We start from the raw sequence: 20,198 nt of genomic DNA, 5'->3' as shown, positions 1-20,198 counted from the left end.
ATTCGACCATCCGGGTAGCTCCCGATTCATCGGCGGGTTTTGGCACCGACCGGTTTCGGGTCCGCTCCGGGATGCGTGCGAGGCCGATGGGAGCCCCCTTCAGGGCGGGGACACCGGCACAGTCATGGGCCGCTTCGCTCGAGACCTGGACGGCGCAGCAGTCCGATCTCGGCGACCGCCCGGTAGGACGAGAGCCGACTGCGCAGCAGCAGACACCCCAGCAGCACCGGAGACATGGCGAGCACCGCGCCGGGCAGGCCGCCCAGCGCTGAGTTGCCCCAGCTGCCGACTACGGCCAGACAGGCCCCGGCCGCAAGGTGCGTGAGGTGGGCGCGGACCACCGCGCCGGCGCCGAGCGTGTCCGTCCCGTGCCAGCGGATCAGCTGAACGGCGTGGCCGACGGCCAGCCCGGCCGCTGCGGCCGCGATGAACGACAGTGGCTCGCGCGAGCCGACGGCGCCGACGAGCCCCACCCCAGTGACGGCGAGCAGAACCAGCTGGGTGCGGATGAGATCGCGCCGGGCCCCGCGGGCCAGGTCCAGCGCACACCCAGCTGCGTATACGACCTGCAGCGCGGCGCTCACGGCGAACGCGGGCACCAGCGCCACGGCCCCTTCCCAGCCGGGGCCGAGCAACAGGGCGAGCGCAGCGGGTCCGGCACCGGCCAGGGCGCCGAAAGCGACGAAGCCGGCGGAGGCGGCGTACAGCAGATGCTGCGCGGGCCGGGTCAGGGGCAGGCCCTGGCTGCGGCGGTCGGCAAGCAACGGTACGGCTGCCTGGTTGAGCCCCTTGATCAGGACGTTCACCGGTACGTCGGACAGCAGCTGGGCACGGGACCAGAGCCCGGCCATGCCGGGACCGAGCAGTCGGCCCGCCACCCACAGTGGGGCACTGGCCCCGAGCGTGCGCAGCAGCGCGAAGCCGGTGAGGAACCCGGACAGCCCCAGCAGCGAACCGGACGGAGCATCCGAGTTGCGGGACAGAGAGAGCTTTGCCCCCGTTCCGCTCACGGACAGACCGAAGGTGGTGAACGCTGCAACCGGAAGGGCCAGGGCAAGGGCGGCCGGAGAGCCGGTGCGGGTGAGTACGACGGCCGCCACCACGCAGCCGGCCGCCTGCCCGGTGAGTTCGGCGACCGTTGCGTAGCCTGGCAGGCCGACCCGGCGCAGCGCGGACACCAGCACGCAGCCTGTCGGCGCCACCAGATACTGGCAGCCCAACAGCCGGAGAAAGAGCGTCAGTTCGGGCATCCCCCACAGCGCCGCGCACCACGGGGCGGCGACCTCGACGACCGCCCAGCAGGCCACGCCGGTCAGCAGCGAGAGCCGGAGTGCGGCGTGGAAGAGGGCGCGGCTGAGTTGCTCGGCACGCAGGACGCAGGTCGCCAGGCCCGCCGTGGCGATCAGCCCGGGCAACTGGGTCACCGTGAGGGCGATCGCATAGGCGCCGAAGGCGCTGTGCGGCGCCACGCGCGCGGTCCAGGCGGTGTAGCCGAGCTGGAGGATGACGGATACGGCGGCGCCGCCGTAGCTCCAGCCCAGCACGGACAGGACTCGGCCTGCGGATTTCGGGGCATCGGTCATGAGGGGGTGAAGGGGGCGGTCGTCAGCAGGAAGTTCTGGTGGCGTCGGGGAGGGACGAACCCGGGAGGCACGGCGACTGGCCCGCGCGGAGCGATGTGGTGGACGTGGTGGTAGCCAAACTCGGCGGCCGCGGAGCGCAGCCGTTCCAGGGCGGGCCGGTCGAGGCACTCGGCGATCACGATCGGACGGCGGGCGTCCAGAATCCGGGACATGCCGCGCAGCACTTCCGGTTCGAGACCTTCCACGTCGATCTTCACCAGGTCGACGGGCCGGTCGCCGACCGCGAGGTCCGCCGTGGTCACTTCCACGTCGACGGCGCTGCGCCCGGGGGCGTCGGCTTCCTCGCGCAGGGTGGCTGTGGTGATGCGCTCGGGCACGGTGAGACGTGCCCGGCCAGGCTCCTGCGAGAGAGCCTTGGCAACGACGTGCACCCTGGGTCCAAAACCGTTGACGTCAAGATTGCGGCGCAGCATCCGGGCCGCGACCGGGTTGGGCTCGACCGCGACGGCGTGCAGCCGCGGGTTGGCCTGACAGGCCAGCAGGGTGTACAGGCCGGCGTACGCCCCGGCGTCCAGGAAACCGCGCGCGGTGCGGGCGAGCCGGTAGAAGAGCGGATGGGTGGCCTCTTCCCACAGCCGTAGGTCCGTCCAGACCACCGGCCCGGCGAGTACGTCGTCCGGGGCGCAGTCGTACCGGAATGTGCTGCCGTCAGGTGCGTGCAGCTGCCAGACGCCGGTGGGGCGCAGATGCTCCCAGACGGTGAGCGGCACATGGCCGCGTACGGTTCCCGCCCGTACCACCCGCTGAAAGGTGTGCGATCGCATCAGCAGGTCACGGACACCGCGCAGCACGGGTTTCACGGTCATACGTGCACCTCCGTCACCGACGGCACGGCTGCCTCCATGGCGGCGATTGCCGCCCAGGGATCGGCGGGTGGTGGAGGCACGTCGAGATGCCAAGAGAGCATGTGACGCAGCGCGTTGAGGTTGGTGAGCCGGGTGCGCACCCAGTTGTGTCCGGCGATCCCTGCCCTGTGCAGCGTGGCCGGGTCGTCGCGCAGCAGCTCGCGGACGAGGCCTACCGCCTCGTCCGGCGTGTCCGCGAGGTACAGGCCCTGCTCTGGTCCTGGCAGCCAGGGGGTGTTCAACGGCCGAGTGGTGACATGAGGACGCCCCGCATAGAGACTGATCGGCAGCCGGTTGGAGAAGTAGCCGTCGCGACCGGGGCAATGCTCCCAGCTCACGCTGAGCCGGGCGGTACGCAGGGCCTCGACCTGTCGGTCGAAAGGAATGGGGCCGAGCACGCCGTGGCCGGTCCACCCATGACCGTGCACCGCGAACCGGCAGTTGGGCAGCCGCTGCAGGGACCGCACGAACCGTCTGCGCTCCCGAGCGCCGTCGAGCCGCTCCAGCACCCTGAACCGTACGAAGCAGTTGCCGATGTGCATCACGTCGTACAAGGCGTCATCGGGTGGCGGCACGGGCCCGGTGTCCCACAGCCGTTGCGGAACCGTCTGCGCCACATACTGTACGGCCCGTGCGGTGTATCTGCCGAGCAACTCGGCCTGCACCCCGAGGCCCGAGGTGAAGACCGTGTCCGCATGCCGGAGCCAGTAGATCATGGAAGACGGCACGGGCTTGCGGCCGCCCCAGGCATCGCCCTCCCATAGGACGACCACCGGGGAACCCAAAGCGCGCAGCAGACCCGCCACATCGTCCTCGGTCCAGGGGAAGTTACCCGGCGATTGCACGAACAACAGGTCGGGGCGGGCCTCCTGGGCGGCGCGACGGACTTCGCGCAGTGCGGCCTCGCGGCCCGCGTCGAGTAGCGCTGCCGGGACGAGCGGCACATGGATGAGCCGCCCATCGGCGGCGAGGGCCGCGAAGGCGCGGCCGAAGGAGAGCTCGGGGCCCAGCTTGCGGTCGTTGCTCAGATGCAGCACTACGGGGGCGGTCATCGCTCAGGCTCCCGTCAGCGAACGCTCGCGGGCCGGGCTGGGGACAGCGGCCAGCTCGGCGTCGACCATGATCCGGGCGAGTTCCGGAGCGTGCACGGTGGCCCGCCAGCCCAGTTCGCGTTCGGCCTTCGAGGCGTCACCGACCAGGTCGGGAACCTCGGAAGGGCGTAGATAACGCTCGTCGAAGCGGATGTGCCTCTCCCAATCGAGGCCCGCGTGCTCGAAGCAGAAGCTCAGAAAGTCGCGGACGCTGTAGCTGGTGCCGGTGGCGACCACGTAGTCGCCGGGCTCGTCCTGCTGGAGCATGCGACACATCGCGTCGACGTACTCGGGCGCGTAGCCCCAGTCGCGGCGGGCCTCCAGGTTGCCGAGATGGAGGACGTCCTGCTCGCCGCGGGCGATACGGGCAGCGGCGCGGGCGATCTTGCGGGTCACGAAGGTCTCGCCGCGGCGCGGGGACTCGTGGTTGAAGAGGATCCCGTTGACGGCGTGGACGCCGTACGCCTCACGGTAGTTGCGGGTGATCCAGTACGCGTACACCTTGGCGGCCGCGTACGGCGAGCACGGGTGGAAGGGCGACAACTCCGATTGCGGGGGCACGGTCGCCCCGAACATCTCAGAACTGGAGGCCTGGTAGAAGCGGCACGGCAGCCCGGTCATCCGGATGGCTTCGAGGAGACGGGTGGTGCCCAGGCCCGTGGTGGTCCCGGTGAACTCGGGTTCATCGAAGGAGACCCGGACGTGCGACTGGGCGGCCAGGTGGTAGACCTCGTCGGGCTGGATGCCCTCCAGCAGGGCGGCGATGCGGGAGCCGTCGGCCAGATCTCCGTAGTGCAGGCGGAGCCGAGCGTCAGGCTCGTGCGGGTCCTGGTAGAGGTGGTCGATCCGCTGGGTGGTGAAGGTCGAGGAGCGGCGGATGAGGCCGTGCACCAGATAGCCCTTGGAGAGCAGAAGCTCCGCTAGATACGAGCCGTCCTGGCCGGTGATGCCGGTGATGAGCGCGGTTCTGTCGGACACGGCGACTCCTGGGGGGTGTAGGGACGACGTGCGCTGCGCGGCTGTGCGCAGGCCGCCAGCAGGCCGAGGATCACAGCCTGTTCGGGGAAAAGCGCGTACGTGGTCATGAAGATCAAGTGGCCGCAGACGAGCAACCGGAGGAGCAATCTGTCATCGCGATCCGCGCCGACCGCGCGCCAGGCCGTGGCGTACATCAGGAGGAGTGCGGCGACGCCGAGGAGGCCGAGGCGCAGCAGGACCTCCAGGTAGTGGTTGTGGGGTGACACGGTGATGAGCATTCCGTTGACCACCCGGTCGTACCCGGATCCGAAGGGCAAGCCCAGTAGCCAGTCAGGCGGCCCTTCGAGTTGGCGCAGCAGCGCCTGCCAGCCCTCCATGCGCCATACCAACGTCCTGTCGTCCTCACTGGAGGCGGCGAGAGTCGAGGTGGCCTCTTTGGCGGCTCCCCAGGAAACGGCCAGCAGACCGAGCACGCCGAGGGAGCCCAGAACGGTCAGTGCCGCGGCTCGGGATCCGACCTGCCTGCGACGGGACAGCAGCCACCCCATGACCATGATGCCGGTGGCCAGCCAGACGGTGCGGTGCTGGACCAGGACAACGACCACCAGGAGCGGCCAGGCCAGGGCTCTGGCCCGCACGAAGCCGTAACCGCACAGCAGCATCACGGCCGCCTGGCTGATGATCAGGGCTTGGGCGGCATCCACCGGGCGGGCGTTGGTGAGCACTCCGTCGACCGTGATCCAGTCGGAGCTGGAGCCGATGCCTGTTCGCAGCCACCACAGCAGGGCAAGACAGGACAGGGCACAGGCAGCTGTGACCCAGATGCGGGCGACCGCGCGCACCAGGTCCCGGCCGGGAAGGACAGCGACGAAGAACGCGACGCACAAGAACTGGACGAAAGTAGTACGGGCTTCGTTGCCCGCCGTTTGGACGCCGAAGAGTCCGAAGCCGCGGATCAGCGCATAGGCGGTCAGGGCCAGCAGAGCGAGAAGCTCGGCCGGTGCCCTGCGGCCTCGATTCCTTCGGAGCAGGATGAGCGCGGCCGTCAGCAGACACACCGTCAGCACGTCCGTGGGCCTCAGATCCAGACCTGCGCTCTGAGGAACCTGACGCACGCTCTGCTGCGACTGCCAGAGCTGGACGGCGGTGTAGAGGCCGATTCCCCAGACGGGCCAGCGGACGAAACTCGCGATGAGCGCCGCGCAGACGATGAGCGCGGCGCAACCGAGCAGCAGTGTCGTCGGATCGCGTAGCAAGGGATCATCCCCCCGCGGGGGAGCGACGAACGGACGCTCGCACCGCGGTCTTCACATAGGGCGAGAACATCAGCAGTGGAGCCCACGGCCAGGAGTGTCGCAGGCAGTAGATCCACCATTGACGGGGCGGCAGTTCACGCTGCGAGGTAATCCGGCGCAGCGCCTCTCGTACGCCGATGCCCGGTTCACGGGATCCCGTGTGCGGTGGGTTGCGGTCGCAGAAGCCGACGTGGTGCGGCGTCACATAAGCGGGGATGCCGGCCCGGCGGACGCGGAATCCGTGATCGTAGTCGCCCATGCCGTGCTGGAACACCTTGTCGATGTCGCCGACCCGTTCACATACCGTCCTGGGCAACAGCACCACATTGCCGTTGTACGTGTCGCAGGGCTCGGGGCGCCCGGTTGGCTCGACCAGCGCGAGCGCACGGCCGCGCCGCCCCGAGTACGTGGTGCGCCCGCCATCCGAGGCGCGTACCGCGCCGACGACGACCTTACCGGGTCCGACCTCGTGTGCGGTGTCGAGCAGTACTGCGAGTGCGTCCGCTTCCAGCGTCACGTCGTCGTTGAGCCAGAGCTGGTAGTCCCAGGCCGGTTCGCCGGTTCGCCGACTGATGCGGCTCGAGATCCGCATACCGTGGCTCCAGTAGACGTCGGTGCCGACCGTGGTGACGTCCACCTCGGGGTGGGCCACTCGGACGGCCTCGGGTGTGCCGTCGGTGCTGCCGGCGTCGACCAGGTAGGTGCGTACGGTGGTGTCCTCCGGCAGCCCGCGCTGTCCGGCGAGCGCGGCGAGCGCGGAAAGTGTTTTGTTGCGGCGGTTGTGACTGGTCATCAGTACGGCGATCCAGACTGGTGGCACGCGGGACTCCTCAAACTCGAGCACCTCATCATTGCCGGATGAATTTCCCATGAGCGCTCAACCAGACCGGGCGCTGATCCGAACGGTCTCAGCCGATTTGACTCCCGACGATCGCCGCTCCTCATCACCGGCGGCAATTGCATGATCCTTTCCTACCGCATTTCCCATACCGAGCTTGGCGCTGTACAGAGGAAGACGGGATCACAGGACCTCGACATGATCCCCTCGGCAGCGATTGCGGGTATCAAAAATGTACGTGCCGGCCTGCTTGACGAGCGCATAGTCGAAATCATCGTGGTCGGTTGCCACGACGACGACGTCGGCCGCCCTGATCTCAGCTTCGGTCAGTTCCACACAGATGATGTCCGGAGGGAGGAGATAGGGATCGGTGTGCGGCTCCACGGCGGCGACATGAGCACCGAGACCTTGCAGTGACCGGGCTAGCACGATGGCCGGTGACTCACGGATGTCGCCGGTGTTCTTCTTGTAGGCCAGGCCCAGTTGCAGGACCCGGGAGCCATTTACCGATTTACCGCGTTCGTTCAGGCCCCGGCTGATCCGCCGGATGACGTGGTCCGGCATGTGATCGTTGATTTCGTTCGCCAGCGCGATAAACCGGACTTCCTGCTTCAGCACTCTCTTGACCTGCCACGACAGGTAGGAGGGATCCACCGGCAAGCAGTGCCCACCAACACCTGGGCCTGGCCTGAAAGCCATGAAACCGAACGGCTTCGTATCGGCGGCCTCGATGACTTCCCAGATGTCGGCCCCCAGCCCCCTGGAGAAGGTGGCCATCTCGTTTACCAGGGCGATGTTGACGTGGCGGAACGTGTTCTCCAGCAACTTGGTCAGCTCTGCAGTACGGCAGGAGGACACGGGCACGGTGCGCTCAACAACGCGCTCGTAGAAGCGTTCGATGCTGCTCAGCGATGCAGGGCCGATCCCGGAAATCACCTTCGGGGTGTTCTCCAGTTTCCAGTGGGGATTCATCGGGTCGATACGCTCGGGGCTGTAGCCGAGGTGGAAATCCGCACCGGCCTTCAGCCCGCTGCCGTCCTCCAGCAGCGGCTGGAGCAGACTCTCCGTGGTCCCCGGGTATGTCGTCGACTCCAGAATCACGGTTGCCCCGCGGGTGATGTGGGGAGCGATACTCCGGGCGGCGCATTCCACGGAACTCAGATCGGGCACACCGTCGCGCAGAGGCGTCGGCACGGTGATCGCACAGATGTCGAAGTCGGAGATCCGGTTGTAGTCGGTGGTCACGTTGTAGCGGCCGCTGTCCAGAGCGCTGATCAAACGTGTGTTGCTGACTCCCCCGATGAACGAGTCACCGGAGCCCAGACGCTTGACCCGCAACTCATCCGTGTCCACGCCGACAACCGAGAATCCCGCTTCCACCGCACGAACGGCCAGTGGGAGACCTACATATCCCTGACCGACGACGGTCAGCTTGCGCTGGTCTCGGCATGGGCGTTGACCCACACTCATCACCCCGGATCTTCAGGAATCGAGTACTACGATGCCAACGTCGCACTCCTGGCCGCTTTGATTTCACCCTCCCTCCGTGTGTCCTTCGGGGATCACTCTGATTCAGCAACCGGGGTCCAATGCCAGTTACGACGGAGTTCCAGTGGGTGAATCCATCCGTGAGGTCGGGCGCGCAACCGAAGAACCGTCGCTGCCCAGCCTTTGCGTTCCGGACGTGGTCAGTGCGAGGGATGTCGGCTCGGCAGCGATGGGCGCCGTGAGCGGTCCACGCTCGATCGGCACGTGAAGAGAATGGCCCGCAAACTGCGAGACTTGATGGCCCGAAGCCGAGTTCTGTTGGCAAGTACCGCCAACAGCAAATTTCTCGGACCGATCTCAGGAGGCGTGCCGCGAAGTACGTGCGCTCCATCTCAGAGCGTATGCACGAGCCCAGGATCGCCAGGCACGTGAGCGAATCCTGATCAGGACCGACGCCGTGGTCGGGCGGTACGACTTCCCCGCCGACTTCCCACCGCAGTTCCGCCGGTTCAAGGCGTTCGGTGAGCGTCATGCATACCGGCTCCAGGATGTACTGGTGAACCCGCACAGCGGGCTCACCTGGCTGCCTGGCGGCCAAAGGCATGCGGTATCCACAAGGGGGGCGGGCTGACCGCCGAACGGCAGCAGTTCCGCGAAGAGTTACGGCTCAAGGCGGCCGAGAGGTTCGCCTAGTGCTCTGACCGGGAAGGTTCACCGGGGTGCAGGTAGGGACGAGTGGATGGGGCCGCAATCTGTCTACCGTCGTCAGGGCTACGCCAGGGCGATGCTCACCGCGTTGGTGCATCGGGCCACTGCCGAAGCCCGAGTCAAGACCGTGCGGGTGACGATCAGTCCTGACAACACCGCATCCCTGGCCACCATTTCCGGGTTCGGCTTCGTGGAGGTCGGAGAGCAATGGGACGAGGAGGACGGCCTCGAACTCATATTTGAAGTTCCTGTCTGATCAAGCTGCTGTTGAAAGCGGTCTGCCGCCCCAGCGGATGCCTTTCTCGCTGCGGATGCGGGCACGTTCCTTGCGCTGGGCGGCGAGTACATCGGGGTGGCGGGCGTTGGCGTTGCGCCAACGCAGGTAACCGTGCAGGGCCCGGGTCTGCGCGGGTGGCTGCGGTGGTTCGAATTCGCCAGGATGAACTGCCGCAGCGGGCCGAAGTACGCCTCGATCGGGTTGGCCCAGGAGGCGTAGGTCGGGGTGAAGCACAGCTCGACCTTGTTCTTCTTCGCCCAGCGGCGGATGTCCGCGCCGGTGTGGGCTGAGAGGTTGTCCAGAATGATGTAGATCGGGGCGCCGTCGGGCCGGGCGGCACGGATCGTCTTCAGCGCGGCCAGGCTGTTGGCGGTGCCCTTGCGACGCCGGTTGACGCCCCACAGCCGGTCGTCGCCGACGGAGTAGCAGCCGTGGAAGTAGGTCACGCCGTGGGTGCGGCGGTAGGTCGCCGGCAGGCGGTTGGGCTTGCCCTGCTTCGCCCAGCAGGAGCCCGCGGTGGGCCGGATCCCCAACGGCCCGAACTCGTCGAAGGCAAAGACCCGGTCCGGGAAGCGTTCCAGCACGTGCTCGATGCGGTCGAGCTTGGTGTCTCGCTCGGGGTCGGGGGACTCCTTCCATGTCCTGGTGCGCTGGAAGGTGATGCCACGGCGCAGGAGCAGGCACCGTAGGGCTTCCCGGCCGATGCGGATGACGCGTCCGTGCACGCGGCGCAGGTAGGCGGCGAGTTTGCGGATCGACCAGCGAGTGAAGGGCTGGCCGAGCGTGGTGGGGCGGGTGGTGGCCGTCTGGACGACGAAGTCCTCGTCGTCAGGCTTGAGCAGGCGGGGACGGCCTCCCGCCCACCGAGGGTCCAAGCAGTCCAGGCCGATCTCGTTGAACCGGTGGATCACCTCCCGGACGGTGTCCTCGTCGGCCTGGACCAGCTGCGCGATCACCGGCACCCGGTTTCCGCCGGCGGATGCTAACAGCATCATCGCCCGCCGATAGCGCACCGAGCTGGTATTGCCCCGACGCACGATCTGCTGCAGCTTCTGCCCTTCCTGATCGGTCAGCCTGCGCACCCGCACAGGCTCGGCCACCACACCTCCAGCAGTCGGAACGAACGTCACCGCCCATCCAACCGCTCCCACCACCAACCCTGCGAACCTTCCCGGTCAGAGCACTAGGGTGAGGCGAGCTCGGCGATCGCGAAGGACCTGCGCGTCAGCGTCCGGTCGGTGCGGGCGTTGTCGAACGAAGCCGACGTCGAGCACATGATGTGGGATGCGGGCGTCACCGTCGTCTACGCCCAGGAACTGTCTTTCGAGGAGCAGCGCACGCTGTTTGCCGGCGCCCGTATGGTCATCCCTCCGCACGGGGCCGGTCTGGCCAACCTGGTGTTGGCTCAACCGGCCCAGCGTGTGGTCGAGGTGTTCCCTGTCGGCTGGTTCAACGACTGCTACGCCCGCTTGAGCCGCAACCTCGGCATCGACTACGAGTACGTCGTTGCCTCGCCCGCAGGCGAGGGAGGGGGCGTCGTACCGCTGGATCGGTTCGACCTGCTGTTGAAAGAAGCCTCGTGTACGGATTACTGAGTGGTACGCAACCGCGGCCATCAGTCGTGGACTGCTCGAGTACGGCGCCGGAGTGAACTCGGGCTCTCACGTACACAACACACCCTACGGGCAAGTTGTGCGTTATATGTCCTGATTATGCTGCCGTCTGTGCCTCCCACAGACTTCCTGCACAGCACATGCGACCTGTTCTTGCGCGTTCCGGGCTGCCAAAGGGCTCTTCGCGCCGCAGCCCTCCGCGGCCTGGTCCCTCGCGCAGTGTGGAGACGCCTGCATCCCACAGGGGAGTGGGGCCTGCGGGCCCCCGACGGAAGCACTTTCCGCTATGTCAGCAGCGACGCGGACATTCTGGCCCGAAGCCTGATCTGGACCAACATGCGGCACTGGGAAGAGACCACTCACCCGCTCGTCCACCAACTCTCCCGACGCGCACGGCGGTTCGTCGACATCGGCGCCTTCTCCGGCATTTACACCCTCCTCGCCTGCAACGCCAATCCGCAACTGGCTGCCGTGGCTGTGGAACCCAATCCGGTCGCAGCGCGCATGCTGAGCCGCAACGTTGCGGCGAACCGCCTCGAGAGCCGCGTCACCATCATCGACAAGGCACTCTCGGACACGCCCGGGCGCACCCGGCTGAGGATCCCCGCAGACGCGACGGCCGCCTCGCTCCTGGCCGCGCGGACCGCTCAACATGTCATCGACGTGGACGTCACAACGGGCGACGACGTGCTCGGCGGACTGCCCGTCGACGTCATGAAGATCGACGTGGAGGGACTCGAGCCACAGGTGCTGCGCGGTCTGGAGAAGACCATCCGCGCCCACCACCCCGCCATCATCGCTGAGTGTCTCGACAAGGCGGCCCTGAGCAGGCTCCGCGAGACCGCTTTCGACCTCGGCTACCGTCACATTCAGCATCTCGGCAGCACGGGTCCGGTGCCCGTGACCGCGGACCTCGTCCCACCGGCTCGCTATGCGAACTTCCTCATCACCCGGGGCTCAGTGGCCGCAACGCGGCTACTGAGCCCTTCCTAACCTTGCGTCTCCGGGCGGGCCCAGCCCGCTGGCCTCTCCTCGTTGGGCCGCCGCCCCACCAGGCATGTCATCTTCTCGCGACCAGTGATTTGGGGAGTCCGACGAAACGTTCGAACCAGATGCTGGAACCGGGGAAGTAGGACCGCATCTCGGTTGCGGACACCAGCTCGACTTCCTGGACGTCGCGGGTTGCCTGTGCTCGCTCCGCGCGTTGGATGTGCCCATGCGGCCAGTGCTGCGAAATGGCGACGCGAGCCCGGAACGGGAGCCAATGCATCCCCGGAAACAGCCAATGGGGCTCGACGGGAAAATAGCGGTAGGGGGTCTGTACCCAATGGTGGCCCGCATGGGCGTGCACCATGTCTGCGAACTGCTTTCGCCGATAGTGTCCTCCCACATGCTCCAGGACGGAATTCGAGTACACGAGGTCGAATCGCTTGGTGGACAGATGTCCTGGCAGGGAGAGGCTGCATGCGTCCCCGACGACCGACGTGATCCCGGGTTCTGCTTGCCGGGCGGTGCGCGGGTCGAGGTTGACGGTCACCACGTGCGCCGGCCGGACCGGCGCGTGACGCCACGCGACCGGGGTGCCACCGAGATCGAGTACGTGCATGTCGCCCAGGTCGGGAAAGCAACGCAGCAGTTCGTCCCAGCGCTTGGCGCGAGCCTTGTGGGCGAGGGTCCCAGGCCTTATCGGGTCGGCGACATTCTTCTTCAGCATAGTGGTTCCTCGCCGTTCGCATATCGCGCGGCGCCGTATTTGAGGTCTCGTTGCTTCAAAACGGGGGTTCCTCACCGACAGAGCTGTCACACAGCGAGAACACCGCCCAAACACGGCGCTCAGACGCTTTGGTCAGCATACGGAAATCTGCTCAGGAGGCTGCATCATGACGGTGTGTCGCATTTACCGACGTGCTGTGACTTCCATTGAGCTCGCAATGCGTTCACTCTCATCAGCCCCTGTGCACAGGCGCCCATGAGGAAGGAGCCACACCCATGAAAACCGGTACGAGAGATGACCACGACGTCACAGACCCGCCCTCCTCGGCACTGAGCGATGCCTGTACGGCACGGGACGGGAGGATCCACCGCCCCCTCGACCGCTCGGCACGCGTCTTCGTAGCCGGGAAGAGCGGGCTCGTCGGCTCGGCGGTGTGGCGGCGCCTGAGGCGGGAGGGGTTCAGCGATCTGGTCGGGCCCAGGTCGGCGGAGTTGGATCTGCGCGAGCGCCGCGCAGTCCTCGGCTGGTTCGCGGCCGCGCGGCCCAACGTGGTCGTGGTCGCGGCCGCGCGGGTGGGGGGGATCAAGGCGAACGCCAGTCGGCCTGCCGAGTTCCTGTCCGAGAATCTGCGCATTCAGGTGAACGTGCTGGACGCGGCCCTGAAGCACGGAGTCCAGCGGCTGCTGTTCCTGGGGTCCAGCTGCATCTACCCCAAGTTCGCCGAGCAGCCCATCCGCGAGGAGGCGTTGCTGACCGGACACCTGGAGCCGACCAACGATGCCTACGCCATCGCCAAGATCGGCGGCATCCTGCAGGTGCAGGCGGTACGACGCCAGTACGGTCTGCCCTGGATCTCCGCGATGCCGACCAATCTGTACGGGCCCGGCGACAACTTCCACCCCGAGCATTCCCATGTGCTGCCATCTCTGATCCGGCGCTTCCACGAGGCGAAGGAGTCGGCGGCGCGGAGTGTTGTGAACTGGGGAAGCGGGTCGCCTCGTCGTGAGTTCCTGCACGTCGACGACCTGGCCCGGGCCTGCCTGCACCTGCTGGAGCACTACGACGCGGACAGTCCGGTGAACGTCGGCACCGGCACGGACCTGACCATCCATGAATTGACGCAGCTGGTCGCGGATGTCGTTGGGTACCAGGGCAGCATCGAGTGGGACAGAGAGCAGCCGGACGGCACCCCGCGCAAGCTCCTCGACGTGTCCCGGCTCACCGCGCTCGGCTGGGCTCCTCGTATCGGCCTGCGGGAAGGAATCTCCCAGACGTACGCCTGGTACGTGAAAAATCTCGAGTCCGGCACGCTGCGGCACTGACCGACTCCGTGGCCCGCGTCGGGGTCGGGGGCCGGAGGCGAATCACCCGTGCGGTGCGCATCCGTAGTAGATCTACGGCACACTTCGGCCCAGCCTCGGCAGCAAGTGGCGGCCGGTCAGAGAGGCCTGGACGGTGCGGCTCTTGCCAGAATCCCGGGTGATCGGGCTGGTGCCGGGGTAGTTCTTGCGGGTCTTCGCGCTGGCGTAGCGGGGGCGGGCGTCTCGGAACTCGTGGAGCATCCGGGCGCCGGTGATCGGCCCCACCCTGGGCAGGGAGAGGTAGATCCCAGCTCGTTCAGCGGGATGATCAGCTTCGCGTACGCCCCCGTTGCAGCCGTGTAGGCACGGGCTACCGGCTCAGGCAAGGCCAGGTGCGGCGCACGCAGGGGGCCTGGATCGACAGCAGCCGACAATACGCAACTGCAGTAGCCGACTGTCTGTCAGCCATGCACTTACATAGGCTGCTTGTTGTGCCGCACTGGGCTCCGGCTGCCTGGGCTTCGACCGCCTGTCCCGGAGGTCTTGCTTCGAGGCGGTCCGAGCGGCAGCGGCCGACAGCGGGCACCTGTCGACGCCATGAGGTCATGCGTCGGGTGATCCGCCGTCGGCCGCCGGTATTGCTACTTGGCTTCACAGCTGCCCGATGGAGCCGAGTGGTCAGTTGCGCTTCAGTCGCCGGACGGCCATCATCGTGCCGCCTCCGAGCAGGAGCAGCCCTGCCGCTCCGCCCAACAGAACGGTCGAGCGGTCCTCACCGGTCTTGGCGAGGTGAGGCTTGTGCGAGCGTACGGTGATCTCGGCTGAGAGGGTCCGCTTCGATTCCTCTCCCTTGAGACGGAAGGTGTGCTGGCCCGGGTCGATCCACTTGGGGATGGTGACGGTCCCCTCCACTGTGCCGTTGCTGTCGGCGGTGAAGCGGCCCAGCTTGATCGGTTTCGAGAGGAGGAATGCACCCACCCCCTCGCCCGGATCGAATCCGGTTCCTGTGAAGCTGAGGTCGTCTCCTGCATCTGCGGTGGTGGCGCTGAGGGTCAGGCCCGGGGATCCGGGTGGATACGGCTGGGAGTGGGCAGGCTGCGCCCCTACAAGTGGGACTGCGGCCAGGACAGCAGAGGCTGCCGTGGCCGCGAAGGCGGCACGCCACCTCGATGAGGCCGTCATCGCATTCACGCTCCTCAAGTGGAATCAGGCCGACGGCATGGTGCGACCCGCGAGTACGGTATGTGCATAGATGGCACTGAATGGCGCTTGTTAAGCGCATTCGGGAGATAAGGCGCTGTATGGCTTATGTAGATCACTGGGTCGGCTGCCAGTGCCCGCACGGCACGAGGGGCAGCGATGCGCTCGGCGCACTCCGCTCGAGGAAGAAAGTGGCCAGCCATGCGGTGCACCATGGGCCGGGGAACCCGCGGTCTGGCATGTACCTCCGCTACCCAGCTTCGGCGCGATGGTGTTGGCATCCACCCCCGCCCATAGGCCTCGTCAGCGGTGACCCAGGTGACGGGCAGGCTGGCAGCCAAGCACGGGCAGCGTCGCGCAGCGCCTCCGTTGCCCAGACCTGCCGTCAAGCAACCGCTGCAAGCCGTCCGAAGTAAACCCGCCCCAACTGGCGCGATCCCGAACCTCGGTCCAACATCACAGCCGGGAAGAAACGCTATTTGGCGTCCCCGTCCGGAGGAGGTGTCGAGTGAATACTGGCGCCGCGTCGCACGTCTTGGTCTCTCTTCTTCCCTCCTGGAGGGTGTGTGCCCCCGTTCCGCGTACTCGTGGTGTGCACCGGCAACCTCTATCGCTCTCCGCTTGCCGAGTGCCTGCTGCGACACCGGCTGCTCGAGCACCGGCAGGTGGTCCATTTGAGCAGTGCCGGCACCCGCGCCGTCGCGGGTATGCCCATGGCGGCTGCTGTTGCCTCCTTCCTCCTCGGCCGTGGCGTGCAGCCCTGCGTGATGGGCTCCCGCCGACTGACCAAGGAGATGGTCGAAAACGCGGACCTGGTGCTGGGCGCTGCGACGGAACATCGAGAGGCTGCTGTACGGCTGTCCCCTGTGCGTGCGTTGTCCCGTGCCTTCACCTTCCGCGAATTCGCCCGGTTGGTGCGTTCAGAGGACGCCGCAGGAGTGGTGGATCCGGCCGAACGGTTTGTGACCCTCGTCCGGGGCGCGGCTGCTCGCCGTGGTGCCGTGTCGACACGCACGGGTGACGTAGACGTGAACGACCCACTTGGCGCGCCTCCACAACAAGTACATGAGTGCCTGGTTCAGATCGAGGAGGTTGTGGAGCGGATCGTCGCGCCCATGCGGACCGGATAACATCCGCCTTCGTCAACCGCGAGCCAAGTCCTACCGGCTCGGTGGCTCCGGCTTCGTACCCGGCCGTCAGCGACTTCATGAGGTGACGTCGTGCGGTCGCAGCTGCTGAGCGGATCTGGAGCACTTCCTGGTGGTGCGCACGGTATCGCCGGCCTGGGCAACAGGCCGGCGGGCCGTTCGAATCGACTCGGCTCCGGCTGCGGCCGGCACCTGGAGGGCCGCGCCCTCCTTCTCGTAAGGGCGGTGCAGATGGGTGGCGACTGGTGACGGGCCGGTCCCCGTTGGCTGTCCTCAGGCGTCCTGTAGTTTCCCAGGGGTGCGCGTCGTGGTTCCGGTCTCGCGCAGCCAGTTGATCACGGTGCCGTTCGACGGCTTGGTGCCGGCAAGGCCGCGACACGCGCGACGAGCGTTGCCTGCTGGCGCCCGAGCAGATGCGTCCTCAATACGGTTGGCCAGCGAACGCCCGGCTCGTCCGCACCGCGGCATCGACCGCCTTGCGGGACGACATGCAGCAGGTTGCCGAGATGGCCATCAGCACCATCACCCTCGCGGAACTCTCCGCGGGCCCCCACCAGGTACGCGGCGGCAGCGAGCAGAGCGACTACGACGAACACGCCGAGCGGGCCCGCCGCATGGACGTCGTGCAGCGCGCCGAGAACGAATTCGACCCCATCCCCTTCGACGTGGAGGCGGCCAGAATCTGCCCGGCCGTCGTCTCCGCAGGCCGTAAGCCCCGTCGCCGTCTGGCCGACCTGATGATCGCCGCCGTCGCGGCCGCCGAGTAACTGCCCCTATTTACCACCAACCCCGACGACTTCAAGGGTCTCGACGACTTGATCACAATCGTGCCCGTAACGGCGGCCCGAAAGCCTGCACGACCGGTAGGACCGCGTCTGAGCGACCGCCGCAACGCGACCTCGATCCGCCCGACATCGGCGAGCGGCGCGCTCCCGCGTCCGGAGTGCCGCGGGGCCCTGCTGCGACTCCGGCGCCGTGGTAAGCCGGGGCAGTTCCCAGCCAATGAGCGCAGGAAGTGACAGCAGGCGCCTTGACGGCTTTCGTTCGCGAGCGATCTGCGTTTACGCCGGTGAGCTCATCGCTAAGGCGCTAAGGCTCTGACACCTTCTAAGCGCTTGGCCGCAGGTTCGAGTCCTGCCGGGACCGCCCTTGTCCGGTCAGGGCACGCTTAGCGCTTTGACCTGCACGAATTCATGGTTTCCGGGGCCGAGTGCCTGGTCCGCCAGTCGTGCACACCTCCAGGTCGGCCATCCGGGCCGCGCCGTGCGCGACGGACGCTCCGAGGCGGTGTTCACCACCGCCGCGCGAGTGGCGCGCATCGGCTCGCGTGACGCCGGGGGCTCGCCACGACTCGTCCCGGTCAGCGCTCCGCCTGCTCCAGTGATCGCCCCCGCCGGTGCGGGCGACGCTTCGGCACGTCTCAGCCTCGCCGACTGCGCCTGCCTCGGCGCCGCCCCGATGCCGCCCGGGTGCCCGCGCCCGCACAGCCGAGGGCGGTCGGTCGCGCTCTCATCGGCGCGGACACGCTGGAGTCGGCTCAGGTCTCCCTTTCCGGTACATAGTCTGCTTCCTCCAGTCCGAAGGTCCAGGCGACGCCCTGACGGGCGGTCCGGGTCCGCGGTGGCACCCGCAGCCAGTAAGTGCGGTGGGTGCCGTCGGGCTCCGGGGTGGAGTTGACCACCTCGACCATCAACAGCGGCTCGTCTCCATCGAGTTCGATCCGCCACAGCACACCGGCCTCGTCCCGCTGCACGGGCTCGGCCCCGGACTCCTCCAGATAGCGGTCGTAGCCGTAGTGCTCCAGCATCACGCGGCGCAGCTCGGCGTTCTCCTCCTCGCGTATCCGTCGCGGGGTCAGCCCGCCCAGTTGGCCGAGGAATTCGGCGGGGACCGGCATGCCGCGCCAGGCGTGCAGCGCGAATCCGTCGGGGAAGGCGAGCGCCGGTCCGTCCCCGCGGTCGAGCCGACCCGCCTCGTCCCGGTGCAGCTCCACGGGGCGTTCGCAGACGACCGCGGTCTTCTCGTACGGCCACCACCAGCCCGCGGCGCGGGCGACCGTAGCGATCCCGTCGAGCTCTTCCCCGCCGTCCTGGCTGTCGAAGGATGCCAGCCACGCCGCGTCATGCTGCCCCAGGACCGCGTCGAGCAGCACCAGCCGGACAGCCTGCTCATCTCCCGGCACACCGGCCAAGGCCTCGACCACGCCGGCCCGTATGCGCTCGGTCAGCATGACCGTGGTGTCCCACAGCTGAGCGCCCGTCAGGGCCCAGCGCTCGGCCCAGCCGATCGGCCCGAGCCGGTCGAGGACGCGCTCCCGCGCGGCGGCCCACGGCCGGGTGCGCACCGCGTCGCGGACGCTTCGGCCGGCCGTGCCCTCCGCCGTGAGCCGTACGGCCAGTGCCGCGCCCTCGCGGGGCGAGCCCGCCCATACGATGCGCTCCGGCTCGGGCAGGCCCGCCAGCCGGTAGGCCAGGCGCACGCCTCCCTCGGCAGCCGCGCGGTCCGCCGGGCCGGTCGCCGCAACCACCTCGCGCCACAGCATCATCGTGTCCACCTGCGCCGGCTCCATCTGCGTCGTCATCGTGCCGCTCCCCTGTTTTCTCAGTCCGCCACGACGCGCACCGCGCCAGGCACGTACTCACGCTGCCGCACCACCCGGTACCAGCCCTTGACCAGCGGTATCGCCGCGTGCTCCTCGTGCACCACCCGCCCACCGTCCGGGAGATGGAGGTAAGAGGCACCGAACGGCCCGGACTCCCGGACCAAAGTCCCTGGCCCGACCACCGCGTGGGCGTGCCCGGTGACCTCACCCAGCGCCAGCACGAGCCTCCCCCGCGTGTCCCGCGGCTGTCGCGGCAGCCGGTCCGTGCCCGGCGGCACGGCCGCCTCCGCGATGGGCACGATCAGGACATCCCCCTGCCGGTACATGCATGTCTCCCTTCGCCGTCGGCGCCTCGCCGACCGATGACCACGACGCTACGCCGGGGGTCTGACAACGCCCCTCGGACCAGGGCCCGCACGGCCCGTCGGCGGTGTTGTCAGAGCGACTTGGTAGAACTCTCCGCACGAGCAGCGCCCGTCCACCTCAGGAGATCCGCGATCATGTCCCACGTCGAGCATCTGCAGGAACTTCACGGCCTCCCGGCCTTCGACTTCCCCGAGCCCGGAGCGGGTCGGGAGCTGCCGGAGGCGGGCGCCGTGGCCTGGCGGCTGGCCGTCGATCCGTACGGGGACTCCTCGGAGGAGGGGTTCGGTGACCTGTGGGACCGCTTCCTCGACTCCGTGGACCCCACGGGTGTCCGCGCGATCGTCGTGGGTCAATGGGGTGAGCCGTACGACAACGACTCCAGCGGCATCGTGCAGCGCCTCGTGGACGCGCGGGACCGGCTGACCACGCTTCGGGCCGTGTTCATCGGGGACCTGGAGATGGAGGAGGCGGAGATCTCCTGGATCGAGCAGTCCGATGTCACGCCGGTCCTCGATGCCTATCCGCTGCTGGAGGAGTTCGGGATCCGTGGCGGCACCGGACTGCGTTTCCCGGCGGTCCGGCACAAGCACCTGCGCACGCTCTGCTTCGAGGCCGGCGGCCTGCCCGGCGAAGTCGTGCGCGGTGTCGCCGCCAGCGAGCTCCCCGGGCTGGAATACCTCGAAATGTGGCTCGGTGTCGAGGAGTACGGCGGCGACACGACGGTCGCCGACCTCGCGCCGCTCCTGGCCGGCGGACGCTTCCCGGCGCTGCTCCATCTCGGCCTGCGCAACAGCGAGATCCAGGACGAGATAGCCGCCGCCGTAGCCGGGGCCCCGGTCGTCGCCCAGCTGAAGTCGCTCGACCTGTCCCTCGGCGTGCTCACCGACGAGGGCGTGACGGCGCTGCTCGGCGGCCAGCCGCTCACCCACCTGACCTGGCTGGACCTCCACCACAACTTCGTTACCGAGCCGGTGACCCAGCGCGTCCGGGCGGCACTGGAGCCGTCCGGCGTCGAGGTCGACGTGTCCGAGCCCGGCGAGACCTGGGAAGACGACGGCGTCGTCCACCGCTTCACCGCCGTCGCGGAATGA

General features: G+C 67.9%; 19 protein-coding genes and 1 pseudogene. 7 read left to right on the top strand and 13 right to left on the bottom strand.

Annotation, left to right across the window (positions count from 1 at the left end; translation table 11 throughout):
• Positions 1-122: 122 nt before the first annotated feature.
• From ACFYO0_RS06125 to ACFYO0_RS06095, 7 genes are all read right to left on the bottom strand, one after another.
• Positions 123-1,583, bottom strand: a complete 1,461-nt coding sequence (locus tag ACFYO0_RS06125; protein WP_388671402.1) for an oligosaccharide flippase family protein — start codon at positions 1,581-1,583, stop codon at positions 123-125.
• Positions 1,580-2,449, bottom strand: a complete 870-nt coding sequence (locus ACFYO0_RS06120) for an FkbM family methyltransferase (protein WP_388671399.1) — start codon at positions 2,447-2,449, stop codon at positions 1,580-1,582. Before ACFYO0_RS06120 ends, ACFYO0_RS06125 begins: the two co-directional genes overlap by 4 nt.
• Positions 2,446-3,540 carry a hypothetical protein gene (locus ACFYO0_RS06115; protein WP_388671396.1) on the bottom strand — a complete coding sequence of 365 codons (1,095 nt, stop codon included), beginning with the start codon at positions 3,538-3,540 and terminating at the stop codon, positions 2,446-2,448. Before ACFYO0_RS06115 ends, ACFYO0_RS06120 begins: the two co-directional genes overlap by 4 nt.
• A gap of 3 nt (positions 3,541-3,543) precedes the next feature.
• A complete protein-coding gene (gmd, locus tag ACFYO0_RS06110; protein WP_388671393.1) occupies positions 3,544-4,557 on the bottom strand; it encodes a GDP-mannose 4,6-dehydratase in 1,014 nt (337 codons plus the stop codon).
• Positions 4,500-5,813, bottom strand: coding sequence for an O-antigen ligase family protein (locus ACFYO0_RS06105; protein ID WP_388671390.1), 1,314 nt, complete (start codon positions 5,811-5,813; stop codon positions 4,500-4,502). The genes gmd and ACFYO0_RS06105 overlap by 58 nt, the downstream gene beginning before the upstream one ends.
• Positions 5,814-5,817: 4 nt before the next feature.
• Positions 5,818-6,645, bottom strand: a complete 828-nt coding sequence (locus ACFYO0_RS06100) for a glycosyltransferase family 2 protein (protein ID WP_388672734.1) — start codon at positions 6,643-6,645, stop codon at positions 5,818-5,820.
• Between the two features lie 228 nt (positions 6,646-6,873).
• The gene (locus ACFYO0_RS06095; RefSeq protein WP_388671387.1) at positions 6,874-8,160 is read right to left on the bottom strand and encodes a nucleotide sugar dehydrogenase; all 1,287 of its coding nucleotides are present in this window, start codon (positions 8,158-8,160) and stop codon (positions 6,874-6,876) included.
• A gap of 757 nt (positions 8,161-8,917) precedes the next feature.
• Between ACFYO0_RS06095 and ACFYO0_RS06090 the strand changes: the two genes are divergently transcribed.
• Entirely contained in the window at positions 8,918-9,142 is a 225-nt protein-coding gene (locus tag ACFYO0_RS06090; RefSeq protein ID WP_388671384.1) for a GNAT family N-acetyltransferase, read from the top strand.
• On the opposite strand, the pseudogene ACFYO0_RS06085 reads toward ACFYO0_RS06090, so the two are convergent.
• Positions 9,143-10,263 (bottom strand): annotated as a pseudogene (locus ACFYO0_RS06085) (IS630 family transposase). It lies immediately after the preceding gene.
• A 138-nt stretch (positions 10,264-10,401) separates the two neighbouring features.
• On the opposite strand from ACFYO0_RS06085, the gene ACFYO0_RS06080 reads away from it, so the two are divergent.
• Both ACFYO0_RS06080 and ACFYO0_RS06075 read left to right on the top strand, forming a co-directional pair.
• Positions 10,402-10,758 (top strand): glycosyltransferase family 61 protein, encoded by a 357-nt coding sequence (locus tag ACFYO0_RS06080; RefSeq protein WP_388671381.1) that lies wholly within the window; start codon positions 10,402-10,404, stop codon positions 10,756-10,758.
• Positions 10,759-10,995: 237 nt separating this feature from the next.
• On the top strand, positions 10,996-11,769 hold the full coding sequence (locus ACFYO0_RS06075; protein ID WP_388671378.1) for an FkbM family methyltransferase: 774 nt from the start codon (positions 10,996-10,998) through the stop codon (positions 11,767-11,769).
• A gap of 67 nt (positions 11,770-11,836) precedes the next feature.
• Here the strand turns inward: ACFYO0_RS06075 and ACFYO0_RS06070 are convergent, their stop codons facing one another.
• A complete protein-coding gene (locus ACFYO0_RS06070) occupies positions 11,837-12,490 on the bottom strand; it encodes a class I SAM-dependent methyltransferase (RefSeq protein ID WP_388671375.1) in 654 nt (217 codons plus the stop codon).
• 275 nt (positions 12,491-12,765) lie between these two features.
• On the opposite strand from ACFYO0_RS06070, the gene ACFYO0_RS06065 reads away from it, so the two are divergent.
• Positions 12,766-13,812 (top strand): GDP-L-fucose synthase family protein, encoded by a 1,047-nt coding sequence (locus tag ACFYO0_RS06065; RefSeq protein WP_388671372.1) that lies wholly within the window; start codon positions 12,766-12,768, stop codon positions 13,810-13,812.
• Between the two features lie 72 nt (positions 13,813-13,884).
• On the opposite strand, the gene ACFYO0_RS06060 is transcribed toward ACFYO0_RS06065, so the two are convergent.
• Positions 13,885-14,076 carry a transposase gene (locus tag ACFYO0_RS06060; protein WP_388671369.1) on the bottom strand — a complete coding sequence of 64 codons (192 nt, stop codon included), beginning with the start codon at positions 14,074-14,076 and terminating at the stop codon, positions 13,885-13,887.
• 393 nt (positions 14,077-14,469) lie between these two features.
• Positions 14,470-14,769 carry an LPXTG cell wall anchor domain-containing protein gene (locus ACFYO0_RS06055; protein ID WP_388671367.1) on the bottom strand — a complete coding sequence of 100 codons (300 nt, stop codon included), beginning with the start codon at positions 14,767-14,769 and terminating at the stop codon, positions 14,470-14,472.
• Positions 14,770-15,581: 812 nt separating this feature from the next.
• Here ACFYO0_RS06055 and ACFYO0_RS06050 point away from each other — a divergent pair.
• Both ACFYO0_RS06050 and ACFYO0_RS06045 read left to right on the top strand, forming a co-directional pair.
• On the top strand, positions 15,582-16,121 hold the full coding sequence (locus tag ACFYO0_RS06050; protein ID WP_388671364.1) for a low molecular weight phosphatase family protein: 540 nt from the start codon (positions 15,582-15,584) through the stop codon (positions 16,119-16,121).
• A 524-nt stretch (positions 16,122-16,645) separates the two neighbouring features.
• Positions 16,646-16,906, top strand: coding sequence for a PIN domain-containing protein (locus ACFYO0_RS06045; protein WP_388671361.1), 261 nt, complete (start codon positions 16,646-16,648; stop codon positions 16,904-16,906).
• A gap of 770 nt (positions 16,907-17,676) precedes the next feature.
• Here ACFYO0_RS06045 and ACFYO0_RS06040 read toward each other — a convergent pair.
• The gene (locus ACFYO0_RS06040; protein ID WP_388671358.1) at positions 17,677-18,720 is read right to left on the bottom strand and encodes a DUF6745 domain-containing protein; all 1,044 of its coding nucleotides are present in this window, start codon (positions 18,718-18,720) and stop codon (positions 17,677-17,679) included.
• Positions 18,721-18,740: 20 nt separating this feature from the next.
• Positions 18,741-19,067 carry a hypothetical protein gene (locus ACFYO0_RS06035; protein ID WP_388671355.1) on the bottom strand — a complete coding sequence of 109 codons (327 nt, stop codon included), beginning with the start codon at positions 19,065-19,067 and terminating at the stop codon, positions 18,741-18,743.
• 174 nt (positions 19,068-19,241) lie between these two features.
• Here ACFYO0_RS06035 and ACFYO0_RS06030 point away from each other — a divergent pair, with 174 nt between their 5' ends.
• A complete protein-coding gene (locus tag ACFYO0_RS06030; RefSeq protein ID WP_388671352.1) occupies positions 19,242-20,198 on the top strand; it encodes an STM4015 family protein in 957 nt (318 codons plus the stop codon).

The organism is Streptomyces sp. NPDC006365 (assembly GCF_042870755.1).
Lineage (GTDB): Bacteria > Actinomycetota > Actinomycetes > Streptomycetales > Streptomycetaceae > Streptomyces > Streptomyces xiangluensis.
Note: the sequence above shows the minus strand (reverse complement) of the source record. Positions and strands in the feature narration are given on the sequence as shown.